Here is an 18,080-nt window from a genome sequence, read left to right as displayed (position 1 = left end):
CTTCAGACTCAGTCGCCGTAGATGTCCGACTTGAAGTACTTCTCGGAAATTTTCTGATACTCGCCACTCGCGCGAATGCCGTCGATGGCAGTGTTCAACTGGCTGACCAGTTCGGTGTTGCCCTTGCGCACCGCAATCCCCGCGCCCTCGCCCACGTATTTCGGATCCTTCAGCTCAGGCCCGACGAAGGCGTAACCCTTGCCGCGCGGCATCGACAGGAAGTCGGTCAGCGGGATGGTGTCGGCGAAAATCGCATCGAGACGCCCGGCCGCCAGGTCCATGTAGATTTCTTCGTTGTTGCCGTAGCGCTTGACGTTGATGCCCTTGGGCTCGAACACCTCGGTGGCGTAACGGTCGGTGGTAGTCGCACGCTGCACGCCGACGGTCTTGCCCTTGAGGCTGGCGTACTGGTCATCGACGCTCGCGCCTTCCTTCATCACCAGCCGCGACGAGGTGAAATAGTACTTGTGGGTGAAGTCCACCGACTTCTTGCGGTCTTCATTGATGGTCATGGACGACAGCGCCATGTCGATTTTCTTCACTTTCAGGGAAGGAATGAGACCGTCGAACTCGCCCTCGACCCACACGCACTTGACCTGCATCTGCGCGCACAGGGCATTGCCGATGTCGTAGTCGAAACCGACGATTTCACCCTTGTCGGTCTTCGAGGCGAAGGGCGGATACGCCGCTTCGATACCGATGCGCAGGGTTTTCTCGGCGGCGAACGCGCTGCTGCACGCCAACAGGCTCAGCGCCAGACCGGTGATGAGGGGGAATTTCTTCATGTTCGTTCTCTCGCGGGTTGTTGTTGGTTTGGCAAGACAGAAGAAAAAGCTGAAACGGGGAAAAGACCTTTTTTGTACTTGTAAATCCATACTGGACTTTTACGTACAAACCGTCAATTGGACAAACACCATCGGCGTCAGCCGATGGTCGGGAGTCGAGGGAGATAGGCTGGGGAGAGGAGTTACTGCTTCCAGCGATCCGCCGCCGCATGATCGCTGTCGCGACCCTCGACCCAGCGCGGGCCGTCGCTGGTGTTCTCTTTTTTCCAGAACGGTGCGCGGGTTTTCAGGTAATCCATGACGAAGGCGCAGGCGTCGAATGCCGCCTGACGATGGGCACTGGCGGCGGCGACGAACACGATCGGCTCGCCCGGTTCCAGCGCGCCGATGCGGTGCAGCACTTCCAGTTTCAACAGCGGCCAGCGCTCCTCGGCTTCAACGGCGATCTTGCCGAGGGCTTTTTCGGTCATTCCCGGATAGTGTTCGAGGAACATCCCGGCGACATCGAGGCCATCGTTGAAGTCGCGCACGTAACCGACAAAACTCACCACCGCGCCGACCCCGACATTGGCCGCGTGCATCGCGTTGACTTCAGCGCCCGGATCGAACGGTTGGGACTGCACCCGAATGCCCATGTCTCAGCCTCCGGTCACGGTAGGAAAAAACGCCACTTCGTCGCCATCGACCACCGGTTCGTCGAGCTGGCAGAGGTCTTCGTTGCGCGCGCACATCAGGTTCTGTTCGCTCAGCACCTCGGCGCCCTCACGCTGCGCCAGCAACGCACGAACGTCATCGACGGTGGCGAAATCACCTTCGACCTTCACCGAATCCACGCCCAGCGCCTCACGGTAACGGGCAAAAAACTTCACGGTCAGGTTCATGGCTGCTCCGCCTGGAAATGCCCGCTCTTGCCGCCAACCTTTTCCAGCAGACGTACGCTTTCGATGGTCATGCCACGATCCACGGCCTTGCACATGTCGTAGATGGTCAGGGCGGCGACGCTGGCGGCGGTCAGCGCTTCCATCTCGACGCCGGTCTGCCCGGACAATTTGCAGCGAGCCACGATGCGCACCGCGTCATCGCCTTCGGCACTGAGTTCGACCTTGACGCCGGTCAGCATCAACGGATGGCACAGGGGAATCAGGTCACTGGTTTTCTTCGCCGCCTGAATGCCGGCAATGCGCGCCACGGCAAACACGTCGCCCTTGGGATGGCCACCGCTGACGATCATCTGCAGGGTGTCGGGCAGCATGCGCACCAGCGCTTGGGCCGTCGCTTCACGGAACGTCACGGCTTTTTCGGTGACGTCGACCATGTTGGCGCGACCTTGGGAATCGAGATGAGTCAGCACGGGATTACTCCTGATCAGGAGCGTCGATTGTAAACCTGGGGGTCAGAATTGCGCACATAAAAAACCGGGCGACTTTGCAGTCGCCCGGTTCGGTTTGACGGTTACAGATGCGATTCGGCGTATTCGGCCAGGATCGAGCGAGGCACCCCTTGCAGGGTGATGTGCACACCGTTGGGGAAATCCTTGAAGCGTTCGGTCAGGTAGGTCAGCCCGGAGCTGGTCGCGGACAGGTAAGGGGTATCGATCTGTGCCAGGTTGCCCAGGCACACCACTTTGGAACCGGCGCCGGCCCGGGTGATGATGGTTTTCATCTGGTGCGGCGTGAGGTTCTGGCATTCGTCGATCAGGATCAGGCTCTGCTGGAAGCTGCGACCGCGAATGTAGTTGAGCGATTTGAACTGCAACGGCACTTTGCTGAGGATGTAGTCGACGCTGCCATGGGTGTTTTCGTCATCCATGTGCAAGGCTTCGAGGTTGTCGGTGATGGCGCCCAGCCACGGCTCCATTTTTTCCGCCTCGGTGCCGGGCAGGAAGCCGATTTCCTGGTCCAGGCCCTGCACGCTGCGGGTGGCGATGATGCGGCGATAGCGCTTGCTGACCATGGTCTGCTCGATCGCCGCGGCCAGCGCCAGAATGGTTTTACCCGAGCCGGCGGCGCCGGACAGGTTGACCAGGTGAATATCCGGATCCAGCAGCGCGTACAGCGCCAGGCTCTGGTAGATGTCCCGTGGCTTGAGGCCCCAGGCTTCCTGATGCAACAGCGGTTCCTGGTGCAGGTCGAGGATCAGCAGCTTGTCTTCTTCGATCTCCTTGATCCAGCCGACGAAGCCCTGCTCATCGATGATGAACTCGTTGATGTGCACGGCAGGCAGGTTGTCGATCAGCTGTACCTGATGCCAGGTGCGGCCGTGGTCCTGACGGGTTTCGACCTTGCTCACGCGGTCCCAGAAGGAGCCGGTCATGTTGTGATAGCCGTTGGGCAGCAGGGACACGTCGTCAACCAACTGGTCGGTGCTGTAGTCCTCGGCGTCGATCCCGCAGGCGCGCGCCTTGAGGCGCATGTTGATGTCTTTGGTAACGAGCACCACCGGTTTTTTCGGGTCGCGGGTATGCAGGTCGATCAGCTGGTTGATGATTTTGTTGTCGTTCAGATGCTCGGGCAGAATCAGGTTCGATTCGGCCTGCTTGCTCATCAGAATCGACAGCAAGCCCTTCGGGCCGCCCTTGCCGCGCTGGATCGGCACGCCCTGTTCGACATCATCGGGTGAAGCATCGCCCAGGGTCTTGTCGATCAGCCGGATAGCCTGACGGCATTCGGCGGCCACGCTGTGATGCCCGCTCTTGAGCTTGTCCAGCTCTTCAAGCACGGTCATCGGGATCGCGACGTGGTGTTCTTCGAAATTCAGCAGGGCGTTTGGATCGTGAATCAGTACGTTGGTATCGAGTACATAAAGGATTGGCTGGTTGGAGGAAGGGCTACGTCCGTGATCATCCATACTCGGTCACCTTTGTGGGAGCCATTCGACGCAATACCTCGGCGGTGCTGCGCCTCGAAGTGACTGCCGAATCCACCTGCACAGCTTTTGTCGGGATAGCAGGTGAACCGCACACAAAATGGGTCTTGGAAGACGCCACCTGTGTTGCAGGTTTCGGCGGTCTGACTTCGTAATACTCCAAAACCCGTGACAGAAAAAAGCACTTTGACGCTTTTTTGAAGTTTATTTTGCAAAGTGACGAAAAGCCCTTGGCGGACCGCCCTGCCCCCGTTAGAGTCGGAAGTCCGCCTGCATCGAATTCTGCAAAAAATTCATCCCAAGCCCAATGTTTCCGGGCTCTTGCCGTTTTTCAGCGAAACGCGTCCTGACAGTCTTCCCAGCCGATGCCGCTTTGCGCGGTTTGCGTGATCAGCCACGGCAACGCGGTCTTTACCGCATCCTGCTTCATGTTGAAATTGATCACCCCGTGCCGCCACAGCAGCATCAGGGTCAGCACCCGCTGCGCGCTCGGAGCGCCCTTGAGCTTGCCGGCGCCGTCCTGGGCATCGATGTCCCACAGCGCCACTTGCAGGCCCTGGCTGTTGAAAAAGCTCCGGGCATCGCTACGACGTTGCCCTTCCGGTGGACGGAACAGCGGCACGTAGTTCTCCGGCAACTTGTTCTTGACCAGATCGGCACTGCGCCGCACCGAATCCTGCCAGTCCTGCCAGTGGCTGTGGGAGCGGAACTCCCAGCCCTGCACGCCGACGCACTGCTGCGAAAACGCCGCTTGCAGGCTGCTGACGGAACGGTCGGCCAGCCGCGCCTGAACATCCTTGCCCAGCATGAAAAAGGTGCCGCTCAGGTTCGACTTGCGCAGGTACTCGGCGAGCCAGTCGGTGTTGTCCGGTTGCAGGTTGGCGGCGCTGTCGAAACTCAGCAGAAACAAGCGATCGTGCATGTCGTCGCCGTTGCGCTCGTAGTCTCCGAAATGATCGAGTTCGCTGCTGGTCTGCGGCGACAGCGCAGCCTTGCGCATCAGCTCATCGAGGTATTGCAGGTGGAAGATCCGGCTCGGCTCGGCCCACTTGGTGTAATAGCTTTCGTCGCTGACCACGAATTTGGCGGCCTGCTCGCGCAGGGTCGGCAGGTCTTCGACGAGGAAGCAGAACGAGGCGTCCTGATCGCAGCTTTGCTGGGCAAAGTTGTAGTTGGCCAGCAGCCGCTGCCACAGGCGCTCGCGCAGGCTGTTGATTGCATCCAGATTGACCGTGCGCAGCCCCAGACGCTGGGCGAGCGCCGCTTCGTCCAGCGCTTCGGTGCCGAGCAGGCCGCGGGCGAACATCAGGATTTCCGCCCGCGAGGCGACATCGAACAGGGTCGGATTGTCGAGTTTTTCCGGCCAGCTGCCGCGATCCAGCGTCGCGATATCGCCCGGCGCCGCAACGGCACCGACGCTCAACAGCCATGCGGTGAAGAAAAGAACAATGCGCAAAGGGTGTCTCCATAACAAAACCCGCGCCGCACTATAGCCGATCCGGCTCGTAAACCGCCGATCACCTATGGACGCGATAGCTGGAGTCATCCGCCCCAACCCCCTAGAATCGCCCCCACGATTAAAGGAGACGACTTCATGCTGATGGTGATTTCCCCCGCCAAGACCCTCGATTACGAAACACCGCCGGCGACCCAGCGCTTCACCCAGCCGCAATACCTCGACCATTCCCAGGAACTGATCCAGCAACTGCGCGAGCTGAGCCCGGCGCAGATCAGCGAACTGATGCACGTGTCCGACAAGATCGGCGGTCTCAACGCCGCGCGTTTCGGCAGCTGGACACCGGCGTTCACCCCGGAAAACGCCAAACAGGCACTGCTGGCCTTCAAGGGCGACGTCTACACCGGACTTGATGCCCAGTCGTTCAGCGAAGCCGATTTCGACTACGCGCAACAGCACCTGCGCATGCTCTCCGGCCTTTACGGCCTGCTGCGGCCGCTCGACCTGATGCAGCCGTATCGCCTGGAAATGGGCACCAAACTGGCCAACGCCCGTGGCAAGGACTTGTACGCCTTCTGGGGCACGCGCATCAGCGAATGGCTGAATGAAGCGCTGGCCGACCAGGGCGACGACGTGTTGCTGAACCTGGCGTCCAACGAATACTTCTCGGCGGTCAAACGCACAGCCTTGAATGCGCGGATCATCAACACCGAATTCAAGGACCTGAAAAACGGCCAGTACAAGATCATCAGCTTCTACGCCAAGAAAGCCCGGGGCCTGATGAGCCGCTTCGTGATCCAGGAAAAAATCAACGATCCGGCCCTGCTCAAGCAGTTCGATGTGCAGGGTTATCGCTACAGCGCCGAGCAATCGAAACCGGATAATCTGGTGTTTCTACGCGATCACGCCCCCGAATAAAGCATGCCTAATGCACGACTCTTTATATGAAGAGTCGTGCAGCTCGCACGATGTCAAAAAACCCCCGCCACATTTCGCCATTTTACTGGCGCCAGAAAAACATCCCTGTCTTTTCTAAGATTAGTTTCACTCGACACTGATCATTTTTTTCAGTAGTGGCACCTAAATTTTTTCACCGTAGTGGCACAAAACTATCTAACGTGATTTTTCGCCTGTTATTAAAGGTCGAAAACGAAATTGCTATCAAATTGATACTGGTGCCATCTCCGACAATATTTCAAGAAATTTCAGATTTCGCGATGAGCGGACAGGAACTTCGTCCGAATGCATAGCTCATACCACCGGTAACGATTCTCGCCGAGTTTGTACGAGATAACTTACGCGGAGCAGATAGCCATGTAACCAAGTTGTCACAGCAACTTGTCTAGATGACTAACTAGTCTCAAAGCAGACGATGGACAGGAGATACGCACCATTAATATCCCCTACAAAGGCCATGGCCGCGCCCTTATAAACGTGCTCACCTGAGCACCCAACCGCTTGATTTACGGGACTTTCATCCTGACATCGAGCGCGCAAGACGATTGCACAAGAGTCTTCTCCAAAGAAGATCGGCTGCATAACAGGGCACGTCATAACAACAAGGCCTGGTTGCGCACATCTTGAGTGCACTTATTTAGACACTCGGAACTTAAGTATGCCTGCACACGGCATTGTGGCGCCTGTATGCCGCACTTTCGAGTGCACTAATGAACGCTGAACACCATTAACTCCGGCCCTCTAAGGCCTGATATATACAGAGGTAATTGCGATGCGCATCAGCATATTTGGTTTGGGTTACGTTGGCGCAGTATGTGCCGGTTGCCTGTCTGCTCGGGGCCACGACGTAGTGGGCGTCGATGTTGCCAAAGACAAGATCGACATGATCAACGCTGGCAAATCTCCCATTGTCGAACCGGGCCTGGGCGAGTTGCTGGCACAAGGTATTCAGACCGGTCGTCTGCGCGGCACGACCAACTTCGCCGAAGCGATTCGCGACACCGACCTGTCGATGATCTGCGTCGGTACGCCGAGCAAAAAGAACGGCGACCTGGAACTGAACTACATCGAAGCGGTATGCCGCGAGATCGGTTTTGTCCTGCGTGAAAAGTCCACCCGCCACACCATCGTGGTGCGCAGCACCGTATTGCCGGGCACCGTGGCAAACGTTGTCATCCCGATCCTCGAAGACTGCTCCGGCAAGAAAGCCGGCGTTGATTTCGGTGTCGCCGTGAACCCTGAGTTCCTGCGTGAATCCACCGCAATCGCCGACTACGACCTGCCACCGATGACCGTCATCGGCGAGTTCGACAAGGCGTCGGGTGACGTTCTGCAATCGCTGTACGAAGAACTCGACGCACCGATCATCCGCAAGGACATCGCCGTCGCCGAGATGATCAAGTACACCTGCAACGTCTGGCACGCCACCAAAGTGACCTTCGCCAACGAGATCGGCAACATCGCCAAAGCTGTGGGCGTCGATGGCCGCGAAGTGATGGACGTGGTCTGCCAGGACAAGACCCTCAACCTGTCCCAGTACTACATGCGCCCGGGCTTCGCCTTCGGCGGTTCGTGCCTGCCGAAAGATGTGCGCGCCCTGACCTACCGCGCCGGTTCCCTGGACGTCGAAGCGCCGCTGCTCAACTCGCTGATGCGCAGCAACGAATCGCAAGTGCAGAACGCCTTCGACATCGTTGAAAGCCACGACAAACGCAAAGTCGCCCTGCTCGGTCTGAGCTTCAAGGCCGGCACCGACGACCTGCGCGAAAGTCCGCTGGTGGAACTGGCCGAGATGCTGATCGGCAAGGGCTACGACCTGAGCATCTACGACAGCAACGTCCAGTACGCTCGTGTCCACGGCGCGAACAAGGACTACATCGAGTCGAAGATCCCGCACGTATCGTCCCTGCTCAATTCGGACTTCGATTCGGTGATCGACAACTCCGACGTGATCATCCTCGGCAACCGCGACGAGAAGTTCCGCGCCCTGGCCGAAGAAGCGCCGCAGGGCAAGCAGGTGATCGACCTGGTGGGCTTCATGTCCAAGGCCACCAGCGCTGGTAGCCGTACCGAAGGGATCTGCTGGTAACGCAGCAGCAAGCCTCGAGCTTCAGGCCGCACGCCGTGAATCGGCGGGCGGCTTGAAGCCCCCATCACCTTCGGATGACGGTCATGTCCAAGCTCAAACATTTTTTTCTGCAATCCGCCGGCTGGCTTTTGTTTCTGAGCCTGCTGATGGGCCTGGCCCTGATGCTGCCCACGTCCACATTCGACTCCGAGTCGAAGGACTTCATTTTCCTGATTGGCGCCGTAGGTATCTGGCGCTATTCGATGGGTGCCACGCACTTTGTACGCGGCATGATTTTTCTCTACATCGTCTACCCGCACCTGCGCCGCAAGGTTCGCAAGCTGGGTAAAGCGGCGGACCCGTCGCATGTGTTTCTGATGGTCACCAGTTTCCGCATCGACGCGTTGACCACCGCGCAGGTTTACAGCTCGGTGATCCGCGAAGCCATCGACTGCGAACTGCCGACCACCGTGGTCTGCTCGATCGTCGAAATGTCGGACGAGCTGCTGGTCAAGGCACTGTGGGCGCGGATGAATCCGCCAGACCGGGTGAAACTCGACTTCGTGCGCATTCCCGGCACCGGCAAACGCGATGGCCTGGCCTATGGTTTCCGCGCGATCTCCCGTCACCTGCCGGACGACCGCGCCGTGGTGGCCGTGATCGACGGCGACACCGTGCTCGGCGAAGGCGTCGTGCGCAAAACCGTGCCGTGGTTCCAGATGTTCGGCAACGTCGGCGGCCTGACCACCAACGAATTTTGCGAAGTGCGCGGCGGCTACATCATGAGCGAATGGCACAAGCTGCGTTTCGCCCAGCGCCACATCAACATGTGCTCGATGGCCCTGTCCAAACGCGTGCTGACCATGACCGGCCGCATGTCGGTGTTCCGCGCCACCGTGGTCACCAACCCGGAATTCATCGCCGACGTCGAAAGCGACTCGCTGCAACACTGGCGCCTGGGCCGATTCAAGTTCCTGACCGGCGACGACAAGTCGAGCTGGTTCAGCCTGATGCGCCTGGGCTACGACACCTTCTACGTGCCGGATGCCGCGATCAACACCGTTGAACACCCGCCCGAAAAGAGCTTCATCAAGGCCAGCCGCAAACTGATGTTCCGTTGGTACGGCAACAACCTGCGCCAGAACTCGCGAGCGCTGGGCCTGGGTGTAAAACGCCTCGGCGCCTTCACCTCGGTGGTGCTGTTCGACCAGCGCGTATCGATGTGGACATCCTTGCTCGGCCTGACCGTGGCGATCATCGCCAGCTTCAAGTACGGCACCGCGTTCATCCTGGTTTACCTGCTGTGGATCGGCATCACCCGTCTGATTCTGACGCTGTTGCTGTCCTGCTCGGGCCACCGGATCGGTCCGGCCTACCCGGCGATTCTCTATTACAACCAGATCGTCGGCGCGCTGGTGAAGATCTACGTGTTCTTCCGCCTCGACCAACAATCCTGGACCCGACAACCCACTTCCCTGACCCGTGATCTCGCCAGCTTTCAACGTTGGTTCAACACCTGGTCGTCTCGGACCATGACCTTCTCCGCCGGCAGCATTTTCGTCGCCGTGCTGCTGATGATGGTCTGACCTGCCCCTATTGAATTAACAAGGAAATCGCCCCCATGAATACCGCCGTCAACGCCAACGTAGTGCATGAATCCGAAGCCCAGCGTCAGCACGCCCGGGTCAAAATCCCGGCCAAGCTGCGTTTCTTCGGCCCCGACCGGACTCCGGTTGAAGCGCGGGTCCTCGACCTGTCCGCCGGTGGTCTGGCGTTCAACGCCGGACAACTGCCGCTGACCGTCGGCGAGGTGTACAAGGCGCGTCTGCAGTTCGTCATCGACAACCTCGGCCTGGCCATGGACGTTGAACTGCAAGTGCGCTCCTACGACCGCCAGACGGGTCGTGCTGGTTGCCAGTTCCAGAACCTTGAACCGCAGGACATTTCGACCCTGCGTCACCTGATCACTTCGCACCTGGCCGGCGACATCGTCAGCATCGGTGAAGTGCTGGCGACCCTGCAGCGCGACAACTTCACCAAGGCGCGCAAGGTCAAGGACGGCGACTCCGGCATGACCCCGTTCGGGCGTCTGAAAGCGGTGACCTTCAGCGCCGGTATCTTCGCGGTCGGCCTGGTGGCGGCGGGTTTCATTTTCAAATCGGTGTACAGCATGTACTTCGTCAGCCACGCCCAGGCCGGTCTGGTCAGCGTGCCGGGCATGAACATCACCATGCCGCGCGACGGCACCGTGCAGAGCCTGGTGAAGTCCGACGGCGTCGCCGCAAAGGGCGCACCGCTGGCGACGTTCAGCACCAGCATGCTCGACGTACTCAAAGGTCACCTGGAAGAAGATCAACTGTCCCCGGCCAAGGTTGAAGAACTGTTCGGCAAGCAGATGACCGGCACCCTGACCTCGCCCTGCGATTGCACCGTGGCCCAGCAACTGGTGGCCGACGGTCAATACGCGAGCAAGGGCGACGTGATCTTCCAACTGGTGCCGCGCAACACCCAGGCCACCGTCGATGCGCGCTTCTCCTATCGCCAGTTCGGCGACGTGCGTCCGGGCACCCCGGTGAGTTTCCAGATCGCCGGCGAAGACAAGACCCGCACCGGCAAGATCGTCAGCAGCACCAGCCTGAAAAGCGCCGACCTGTCCTCCGACATCCGTGTGCAGATCCAGCCTGACGAGCCGCTGGACAGCCGCTTCGCCGGCCGCCCGGTGGAAGTCAACAGCGACCGTGGTCCGAACCTGAACTGGCTGATCGACAAAGCCATGGCTGCCGGTCTTTAAGTCGAGGACATGCCCGTGACGAGCCCTATCAGAATCCTGCCGGTCCCGCTGACGCTGGCCATGGCAATCGCCCTGGCCGGTTGCGCCGGCCTGCCCGACCAGCGTCTGGCCAACGAAGCGCTCAAGCGCGGTGACACCGCGACCGCCGCGCAGAACTACCGTGCGCTGGCCGATCTGGGTTACAGCGAAGCCCAGGTGGGCCTTGCCGATATCCAGGTCGACAGCCGCGATCCGGAACAAATGAAACAGGCCGAAGCCACCTACCGCGCCGCCGCCAGTGTTTCGCCGCGTGCCCAGGCCCGACTCGGTCGTTTGCTGGTGGCCAAGCCCGGTTCCACCGAAGCCGAGCATCAGGAAGCCGAAAGCCTGCTGAAGAAAGCCGCCGCCAGTGGCGAAGGCAACACGTTGATCCCACTCGCGATGCTGTACCTGCAATACCCGCACAGCTTCCCGAACATCAACGCCCAGCAGCAGATCGATCAGTGGCGCAAATCCGGTTACCCGGAAGCCGGTCTGGCGCAGGTGCTGCTGTATCGCACCCAAGGCACTTACGACCAGCATCTGGATGACGTGGAAAAGATCTGCAAGGCTGCAATCAACACCACCGACATCTGCTACGTCGAGCTGGCCACGGTCTATCAGAAACGTGGCGCGCCGGAGCAACAGGCCGAGCTGATCAAGCAGCTGCAGGCCGGTTACAGCCGCGGCACCGTCAGTGCTCAGCGGGTGGATTCGGTGGCCCGTGTGCTGGCCGATTCGACCCTGGGCAAGACCGACGAAAAAACCGCGCAGTCGCTGCTCGAACCGATCGCTCCAGGCTACCCGGCGTCGTGGGTCACCCTCGCGCAACTGCTCTACGACTTCCCGGAACTGGGCGACGTCGACCAGATGATGAAGTACCTGGACAACGGCCGCGCCGCCGACCAGCCGCGCGCCGAGCTGTTGCTGGGCAAGCTCTACTACGAAGGCAAACTGGTCCCGGCCGACGCGAAAGTCGCCGAGGAACATTTCCAGAAAGCCGTCGGCCGCGAAGTCGCCGCCGACTACTACCTCGGCCAGATCTACCGCCGTGGCTACCTGGGCAAGGTCTATCCACAGAAGGCCCTCGACCATCTCCTGACCGCTGCGCGCAACGGCCAGAACAGCGCCGACTTCGCCATCGCCCAGCTGTTTTCCCAAGGCAAGGGCACCAAGCCCGACCCAGTCAACGCTTACGTGTTCAGCCAGTTGGCCAAGGCGCAAAACACCCCGCAAGCCGATGAGCTGGCGACCACCCTCGCCGCCCAGCTGCCGCCCGAGCGCTTGGCCGAGGCCCAGCGCCTGCTGCAACAGGAACAGGCGACCCGTGGCGCCCTGAGCCAGAACACGCTGCAACTGCACGCCCTGCAAGAAGAAGACGGCGAGGAAAAATTATGAAATTGAATCCCTTTGTGAAGGCCGGCATTGGCCTCACGTTCGCGCTGATCTGGTCTTGCCCGACCCTGGCCGCGATGACTGAATCGAAGAACTTCGGCCTCGAAGTGAAAATCACCGGCCAGTCCGAAGACGACCGCGACCTCGGCACCGCCAGCGGCGGCGACGTCAACGGCCTCGGCCTCGACCTGCGTCCGTGGGTCTATGGCGAAAGCGGCGCGTGGAGCGCCTACGCCATGGGCCAGGCCGTGACCTCGACCGACATCATCGAGACCGACACCCTGCAGCAGTCCGACAGCGAAGGCACCCAGACCACCGACAACGGCGACCGCAAGACCAAGAAAAACTACCTGGCGATGCGCGAGTTCTGGGTCGGCTACAGCGGCCTGACGCCCTACCCCGGCGAGATCCTCAAGTTCGGTCGCCAGCGTCTGCGCAATGACGACGGCCAGTGGCGCGACACCAACATCGAAGCCCTGAACTGGACTTTCGACACCACCCTGCTGCGGGCCAACGCCGGTGTTGCCGAACGCTTCAGCGAATACCGCACCGACTTGAAAGAGCTGGCACCGAAAGACAAGGATCGCCTGCACGCCTACGCCGATGCTGCTTACCAGTGGACGCCGGGCAACTGGGTCGGGATTCGCGGCCACCACACCCATGACGACGGCAAGCTCGACTATCCGGAGCCGGGCGTGGCCGGCGATTCGCTGGACAAGAAAGAAAACGGCGACATCAGCTGGCTCGGCCTGACCGCCGACAGCGACGCCTACAACTGGCGCAACACCAACACCGTCAACTACTGGGGCAGCATCACCGGCATGAGCGGCGACCGCGACACGGTCAACGCCCTCAACGCCGATGGCACTCGTCCGGCGCAAGCCAAGCGCAGTGACAACGTCGACGGCTGGGCCACCGACATCGGTGTGCGTCTGCGCCTCGATCCGCAATGGCAGGTCGGTGCGGCCTATGCCCGCGCCAGCGCCGATTACGAACAGAACGGCCTGGAAAGCAACCGCTCGAACTACACCGGTACTCGCTCCCGCGTTCACCGTTTCGGCGAAGCCTTCCGTGGCGAAATGAACAACATGCAGACCGCCACCCTGTTTGGTTCCTGGATGCTCAACGACCAGTACGACGCCAGCCTGATCTACCACAAGTTCTGGCGCGTGGACGGCAACAAGCCGGTGGGCAGCAACGGCATCAACGCCGTGGAAAACAACACCGACGACGTCACCGGCGCGATCCTCTCCAGCACCTCGCTGCCACTGCAGGACGGCAACAAGGATCTGGGCCAGGAAATGGATCTGGTGGTCACCAAGTACTTCAAGCAAGGCTTGCTGCCGGCGGCGTTGAGCCAGTCGATCGACGAGCCGTCGGCGCTGGTACGTTTCCGTGGCGGTGTGTTCAAGCCGGGTGATGCCTATGGCAGCCAGGTTGATTCGTACATGCACCGCGCGTTCATCGACGTGATCTGGCGCTTCTGATGCTGACCGCCAAGGGAGTGCCCGACATGAACAGTGCCCGCAAAGGCTCAATCAGCCTGCTGGCCGGCGCGATGCTGCTGGCCTCGGCCGGCGCCTTCGCCAGTGTGGAACCAGCCAAGCCGGTGACCACTGCCAAGGAGCTGCAACAGGCCAAGACCTACACCGTCAGCAGCGCGCCGACCGAAGCGCTGGAACTGGCCAAGCCGAAATTGCCCGACCTCTCCGGCTACACCGCCGAAGCCGCCGCCGCGAAAATCGTGCGCAGCAAACCGGGCAAGATCAGTGTGCGCCGGATGATGCAGGAAGACGCCCTGAAGGACTTCATCGGCGGCGACAACAAGATGGCCGAATGGGTGGTGCGTCAGCACGGCATCCCGCAGGCGATCTTCGTCGACGACGGCTACATGAACCTGAAAGAGCTGGCGCAGAAGCTGCCGAAGCAGTACTTCAGCGAAACCTCGCCGGGCGTGTATCTGGCGAAGTTGCCGATAGTGGTCGGCCGCAAAGGCATCCTCGAAATCGACGGCCAGACCCAGGAATTGCGCCTGTCCCAGGAGGCCGGTTCGTTCCTGGTCAACGACGGCCAGCTGTTCGTGCGTGACACCAAGGTCACCGGCTGGCGCGAGAAGGAAAACGGCCCGGCGACCTTCCGTTCGCCGAAGGAATTCCGCCCGTTCCTGCTGGCCTGGGGCGGCACCGAGACCTACATCGTCAACAGCAAGATGGCCAGCTTCGGCTACGCCAACAGTAAGTCCTACGGCGTGAGTATTTCCCAGTACACGCCGAACATGGCCAAGGTGCTCAAGCGTCCCGAGCCGACCGGCTGGATCGTCGGCTCCGAGTTCTCGGACATGTGGTACGGCTTCTACTGCTACGAGACCCGCGACTTCGTGGTCAAGGGCAACACCTACAAGGACAACATCGTCTACGGCATCGACCCGCACGACCGCTCCCACGGCCTGATCATTGCCGAGAACACGGTGTACGGCACGAAGAAGAAGCACGGGATCATCATTTCCCGTGAGGTGAACGACAGCTTCATCTTCAACAACAAAAGCTACGACAACCACCTCTCGGGGCTGGTGATCGACCGTAACAGCGTCAACAACATCATTGCCTACAACGAGATCTACAAGAACCACACCGACGGCATCACCCTCTACGAGTCCGCCGACAACCTGCTGTGGGGCAACAAGGTCATCAGCAACAAGCGCCACGGCATCCGCATTCGTAACAGCGTGAACATCCGCCTCTACGAAAACGTCGCCATGGCCAACGGTTTGACCGGCGTCTACGGGCACATCAAGGACCTGACCGACACCGACCGTGACATCAAGCTCGACCCGTTCGACGCCCAGGTTTCGCTGATCGTGGTCGGCGGTGAACTGGCGGCCAACGGCAGCGGCCCGCTGTCGATCGATTCGCCACTGAGTGTCGAGCTGTATCGCGTGTCGATGCTGGCGCCGACCAAATCCAGCGGCATCAGCTTCAACGGCATCCTTGGCGAGCGCCAGGATGAAATTCTCGACCTGCTGGTGCGCCAGCAGAAAGCCGTGCTGATCGACCCTGTCGAACGCCAGACCGAATTGCAGGACTGAGGATAATTTTATGCACCCACACCTGATCAAATTACTCAGCCTGTCGGCCCTGACCGTGGGCATTCTGGCGGCCAGCAACGGCGCCCGCGCCGATGAAGTCCAGCCGCCGAAATTCACGGCCGAACCTTGCTGCAGCCTGTGCCCGGCCGCCCATGACGCGAAGAACTACACCACCCGCTACCAGCAGAACTTCACCACTCTGGTGCAGGCGCAGGGCGACTGGTTGTTCCGGACCCAGGAAGACCTGCGCACCGAGTTCAACACCACCCCGGCCGGCTACAAACGCCTGCAACAGCTGCACGATGCGTTCAAGGCCAAAGGCGTCGAACTGGTGATCGTCTACCAGCCAACCCGTGGTCTGGTGAACCGCAACAAGCTCAACCCGGCAGAAAAAGCCGCGTTCGATTACGAGAAAGCACTGGGCAACTACAAGACCATGCTCGGCCGTTTCGCCAAGATGGGTTACGTGGTGCCAGACCTGTCGCCGCTGACCAACGAGTCGCTGCCGGACACCCTGCCCGCCCACGATTTCTACTTCCGCGGTGACCAGCACTGGACCCCTTACGGTGCCCAGCGCACGGCGAAAATCGTCGCCGAGAAGGTCAAGCAGATCCCGGCTTTCGCCGACATTCCCAAGCGTGAGTTCGAAACCAAACGCTCCGGGCGCATGGGCAAGACCGGCACCCTGCACAACATGGCCGGGCAACTGTGCGGCACCAGTTACGCGATCCAGTACATGGACCAGTTCACCACCGAGCCGAAAGGCGAAGCGGGTGACGGCGATCTGTTCGGCGATTCCGGCAATCCGCAAATCACCCTGGTCGGCACTTCGCACAGCGGCAAGAACTACAACTTCGCCGGTTTCCTTGAAGAAGCCATCGGCGCCGACATTCTCAACGTCGCGTTCCCCGGCGGCGGTCTGGAAGGTTCGATGCTGCAGTACCTGGGCAGCGACGAATTCCAGAAGACGCCGCCGAAAATTCTCATCTGGGAATTCTCGCCGCTGTACCGCCTCGACCAGGAAACCATCTATCGCCAGATGATGGCGCTGCTCGACAACGGCTGCGAAGGCAAAGAGGCGCAAATGTCCGCCAGTACCACGCTCAAGCCGGGCGGCAAACAAGAACTGCTGGTCAACAGCGAGAACCTGAACCTGCAGAACAGCAGCCATCAGGTCGACATCCGCTTCGCCGACACCTCGGTGAAAACCCTGCAAGCCACCCTCTGGTACATGAACGGTCGCCACGAGGACATCAAGATCGAGAAACCGGAAACCTCCGACACCGACGGTCGTTTCGCCTTTGAGTTGCGCACGGACGAAGACTGGGCCTCGCAAAACCTGCTGGCAGTCGAAGTCCAGGGCCCGGAAGCGGGCACCGCGCCACAGAAAGTCGAAGCGAAAATCTGCAAACGCAACGTATTCCCGGGCGCTGGGCCACAAACCGCTCAGGTCGGGCAATGAGGTCTGCTATGCGAAATCCGAAACTGAAAACTCTTTTGGCGCCGACGCTGCTCGGGCTGGCGATCTTCGCCGGCACCGCGCAGGCCGCCGCGCCGCTGCGTCCTCCACAGGGCTACTTCGCGCCTGTGGATAAATTCAAGACCGGCGACAAGAGCGAAGGCTGCGATGCAATGCCGACGCCCTACACCGGGCCACTGCAATTTCGCAGCAAATACGAAGGCTCGGACAAGGCCCGCGCGACGCTGAACGTGCAGTCGGAAAAAGCCTTTCGCGACACCACCAAAGACATCACCACACTTGAGCGCGGCACTGCCAAACGGGTGATGCAGTTCATGCGCGACGGTCGTCCGGAACAGCTCGATTGCACGCTGAATTGGTTGACTGCCTGGGCCAAGGCCGATGCGTTGATGTCGAAGGATTTCAACCACACCGGCAAGTCGATGCGCAAATGGGCGCTGGGCAGCATGGCCTCTTCGTACATTCGCCTGAAGTTCTCCGACTCTCATCCGCTGGCCCAGCACCAGCAGGAAGCCCAGGTGATCGAAGCCTGGTTCAGCAAAATGGCCGATCAGGTGGTCAGCGACTGGGACAACCTGCCGCTGGAAAAAACCAACAACCACTCGTACTGGGCAGCCTGGTCGGTGATGGCGACGTCGGTCGCGACCAACCGCCGCGACCTGTTCGATTGGGCAGTCAAGGAATACAAGGTCGGCGTCAATCAAGTCGATGCCGACGGTTTCCTGCCGAACGAACTCAAGCGCCAGCAACGCGCCCTCGCCTATCACAACTACGCCCTGCCGCCGCTGGCGATGATCGCCAGTTTCGCCCAGGTCAACGGTGTGGATCTGCGTCAGGAAAACAACGGCGCGCTGAAACGTCTGGGTGACCGGGTGTTGGCCGGGGTGAAAGATCCCGAGGACTTCGAGAAGAAGAACGGCAAAGAGCAGGACATGACCGACCTGAAACAGGACATGAAATTCGCCTGGCTTGAGCCGTTCTGCACCCTCTACACCTGTTCGCCGGATGTGATCGAGAAGAAGCACGGCATGCAGCCGTTCAAGACCTTCCGCCTCGGCGGCGACTTGACCAAGGTCTACGACCCTTCGCACGAGAAAGGTAACAAGGGCAGTTAGTCGCTGATCGGCTGATCGTTCCCACGCTCTGCGTGGGAACGATCGCAGGACTGTTTCACCCCTCC

The 18,080-nt window shown here is 60.3% G+C and carries 15 protein-coding genes; 9 read left to right on the top strand and 6 right to left on the bottom strand.

The window, feature by feature from the left end:
• Positions 1-8 precede the first annotated feature (8 nt).
• The 6 genes from L6D82_RS02910 to L6D82_RS02885 all read right to left on the bottom strand — a co-directional run bounded on the left by L6D82_RS02910 (position 9) and on the right by L6D82_RS02885 (position 5,106).
• Positions 9-785, bottom strand: a complete 777-nt coding sequence (locus L6D82_RS02910) for an ABC transporter substrate-binding protein (protein WP_011332566.1) — start codon at positions 783-785, stop codon at positions 9-11.
• A 182-nt stretch (positions 786-967) separates the two neighbouring features.
• Entirely contained in the window at positions 968-1,420 is a 453-nt protein-coding gene (gene moaE, locus L6D82_RS02905) for a molybdopterin synthase catalytic subunit MoaE (protein ID WP_236188023.1), read from the bottom strand.
• A gap of 3 nt (positions 1,421-1,423) precedes the next feature.
• On the bottom strand, positions 1,424-1,666 hold the full coding sequence (locus tag L6D82_RS02900; protein ID WP_085608143.1) for a MoaD/ThiS family protein: 243 nt from the start codon (positions 1,664-1,666) through the stop codon (positions 1,424-1,426).
• A complete protein-coding gene (moaC, locus tag L6D82_RS02895; protein WP_007957321.1) occupies positions 1,663-2,136 on the bottom strand; it encodes a cyclic pyranopterin monophosphate synthase MoaC in 474 nt (157 codons plus the stop codon). The genes L6D82_RS02900 and moaC overlap by 4 nt, the downstream gene beginning before the upstream one ends.
• Before the next feature lie 101 nt (positions 2,137-2,237).
• Complete coding sequence (locus L6D82_RS02890) at positions 2,238-3,632, bottom strand: PhoH family protein (RefSeq protein ID WP_007957320.1); 1,395 nt, start codon at positions 3,630-3,632, stop codon at positions 2,238-2,240.
• Positions 3,633-3,981: 349 nt separating this feature from the next.
• Positions 3,982-5,106, bottom strand: coding sequence for a polysaccharide deacetylase family protein (locus L6D82_RS02885; protein WP_236188021.1), 1,125 nt, complete (start codon positions 5,104-5,106; stop codon positions 3,982-3,984).
• A gap of 138 nt (positions 5,107-5,244) precedes the next feature.
• On the opposite strand from L6D82_RS02885, the gene yaaA reads away from it, so the two are divergent.
• The 9 genes from yaaA to L6D82_RS02840 all read left to right on the top strand — a co-directional run bounded on the left by yaaA (position 5,245) and on the right by L6D82_RS02840 (position 18,015).
• On the top strand, positions 5,245-6,024 hold the full coding sequence (gene yaaA, locus L6D82_RS02880) for a peroxide stress protein YaaA (RefSeq protein WP_064382456.1): 780 nt from the start codon (positions 5,245-5,247) through the stop codon (positions 6,022-6,024).
• An 811-nt stretch (positions 6,025-6,835) separates the two neighbouring features.
• A complete protein-coding gene (locus L6D82_RS02875) occupies positions 6,836-8,152 on the top strand; it encodes a nucleotide sugar dehydrogenase (protein ID WP_011332560.1) in 1,317 nt (438 codons plus the stop codon).
• 83 nt (positions 8,153-8,235) lie between these two features.
• Positions 8,236-9,717 carry a mannuronan synthase gene (gene alg8 / locus L6D82_RS02870; protein ID WP_163974069.1) on the top strand — a complete coding sequence of 494 codons (1,482 nt, stop codon included), beginning with the start codon at positions 8,236-8,238 and terminating at the stop codon, positions 9,715-9,717.
• Positions 9,718-9,752: 35 nt separating this feature from the next.
• Positions 9,753-10,922 carry an alginate biosynthesis protein Alg44 gene (locus L6D82_RS02865; protein ID WP_039769455.1) on the top strand — a complete coding sequence of 390 codons (1,170 nt, stop codon included), beginning with the start codon at positions 9,753-9,755 and terminating at the stop codon, positions 10,920-10,922.
• A 9-nt stretch (positions 10,923-10,931) separates the two neighbouring features.
• Entirely contained in the window at positions 10,932-12,338 is a 1,407-nt protein-coding gene (algK, locus tag L6D82_RS02860) for an alginate biosynthesis TPR repeat lipoprotein AlgK (RefSeq protein ID WP_129972997.1), read from the top strand.
• Entirely contained in the window at positions 12,335-13,822 is a 1,488-nt protein-coding gene (locus L6D82_RS02855; protein ID WP_102717126.1) for an alginate export family protein, read from the top strand. The genes algK and L6D82_RS02855 overlap by 4 nt, the downstream gene beginning before the upstream one ends.
• A 26-nt stretch (positions 13,823-13,848) precedes the next feature.
• The gene (algG, locus tag L6D82_RS02850; RefSeq protein WP_102717171.1) at positions 13,849-15,420 is read left to right on the top strand and encodes a mannuronan 5-epimerase AlgG; all 1,572 of its coding nucleotides are present in this window, start codon (positions 13,849-13,851) and stop codon (positions 15,418-15,420) included.
• 10 nt (positions 15,421-15,430) lie between these two features.
• Complete coding sequence (locus tag L6D82_RS02845; protein ID WP_236188019.1) at positions 15,431-16,882, top strand: alginate O-acetyltransferase; 1,452 nt, start codon at positions 15,431-15,433, stop codon at positions 16,880-16,882.
• Positions 16,883-16,890: 8 nt separating this feature from the next.
• A complete protein-coding gene (locus L6D82_RS02840; RefSeq protein ID WP_236188017.1) occupies positions 16,891-18,015 on the top strand; it encodes a mannuronate-specific alginate lyase in 1,125 nt (374 codons plus the stop codon).
• The last annotated feature ends 65 nt before the right edge of the window (positions 18,016-18,080 follow it).

This window comes from Pseudomonas paraglycinae, from assembly GCF_021601625.1.
In the GTDB taxonomy this organism is placed as follows: Bacteria; Pseudomonadota; Gammaproteobacteria; order Pseudomonadales; family Pseudomonadaceae; genus Aquipseudomonas; species Aquipseudomonas paraglycinae.
Note: the sequence above shows the minus strand (reverse complement) of the source record. Positions and strands in the feature narration are given on the sequence as shown.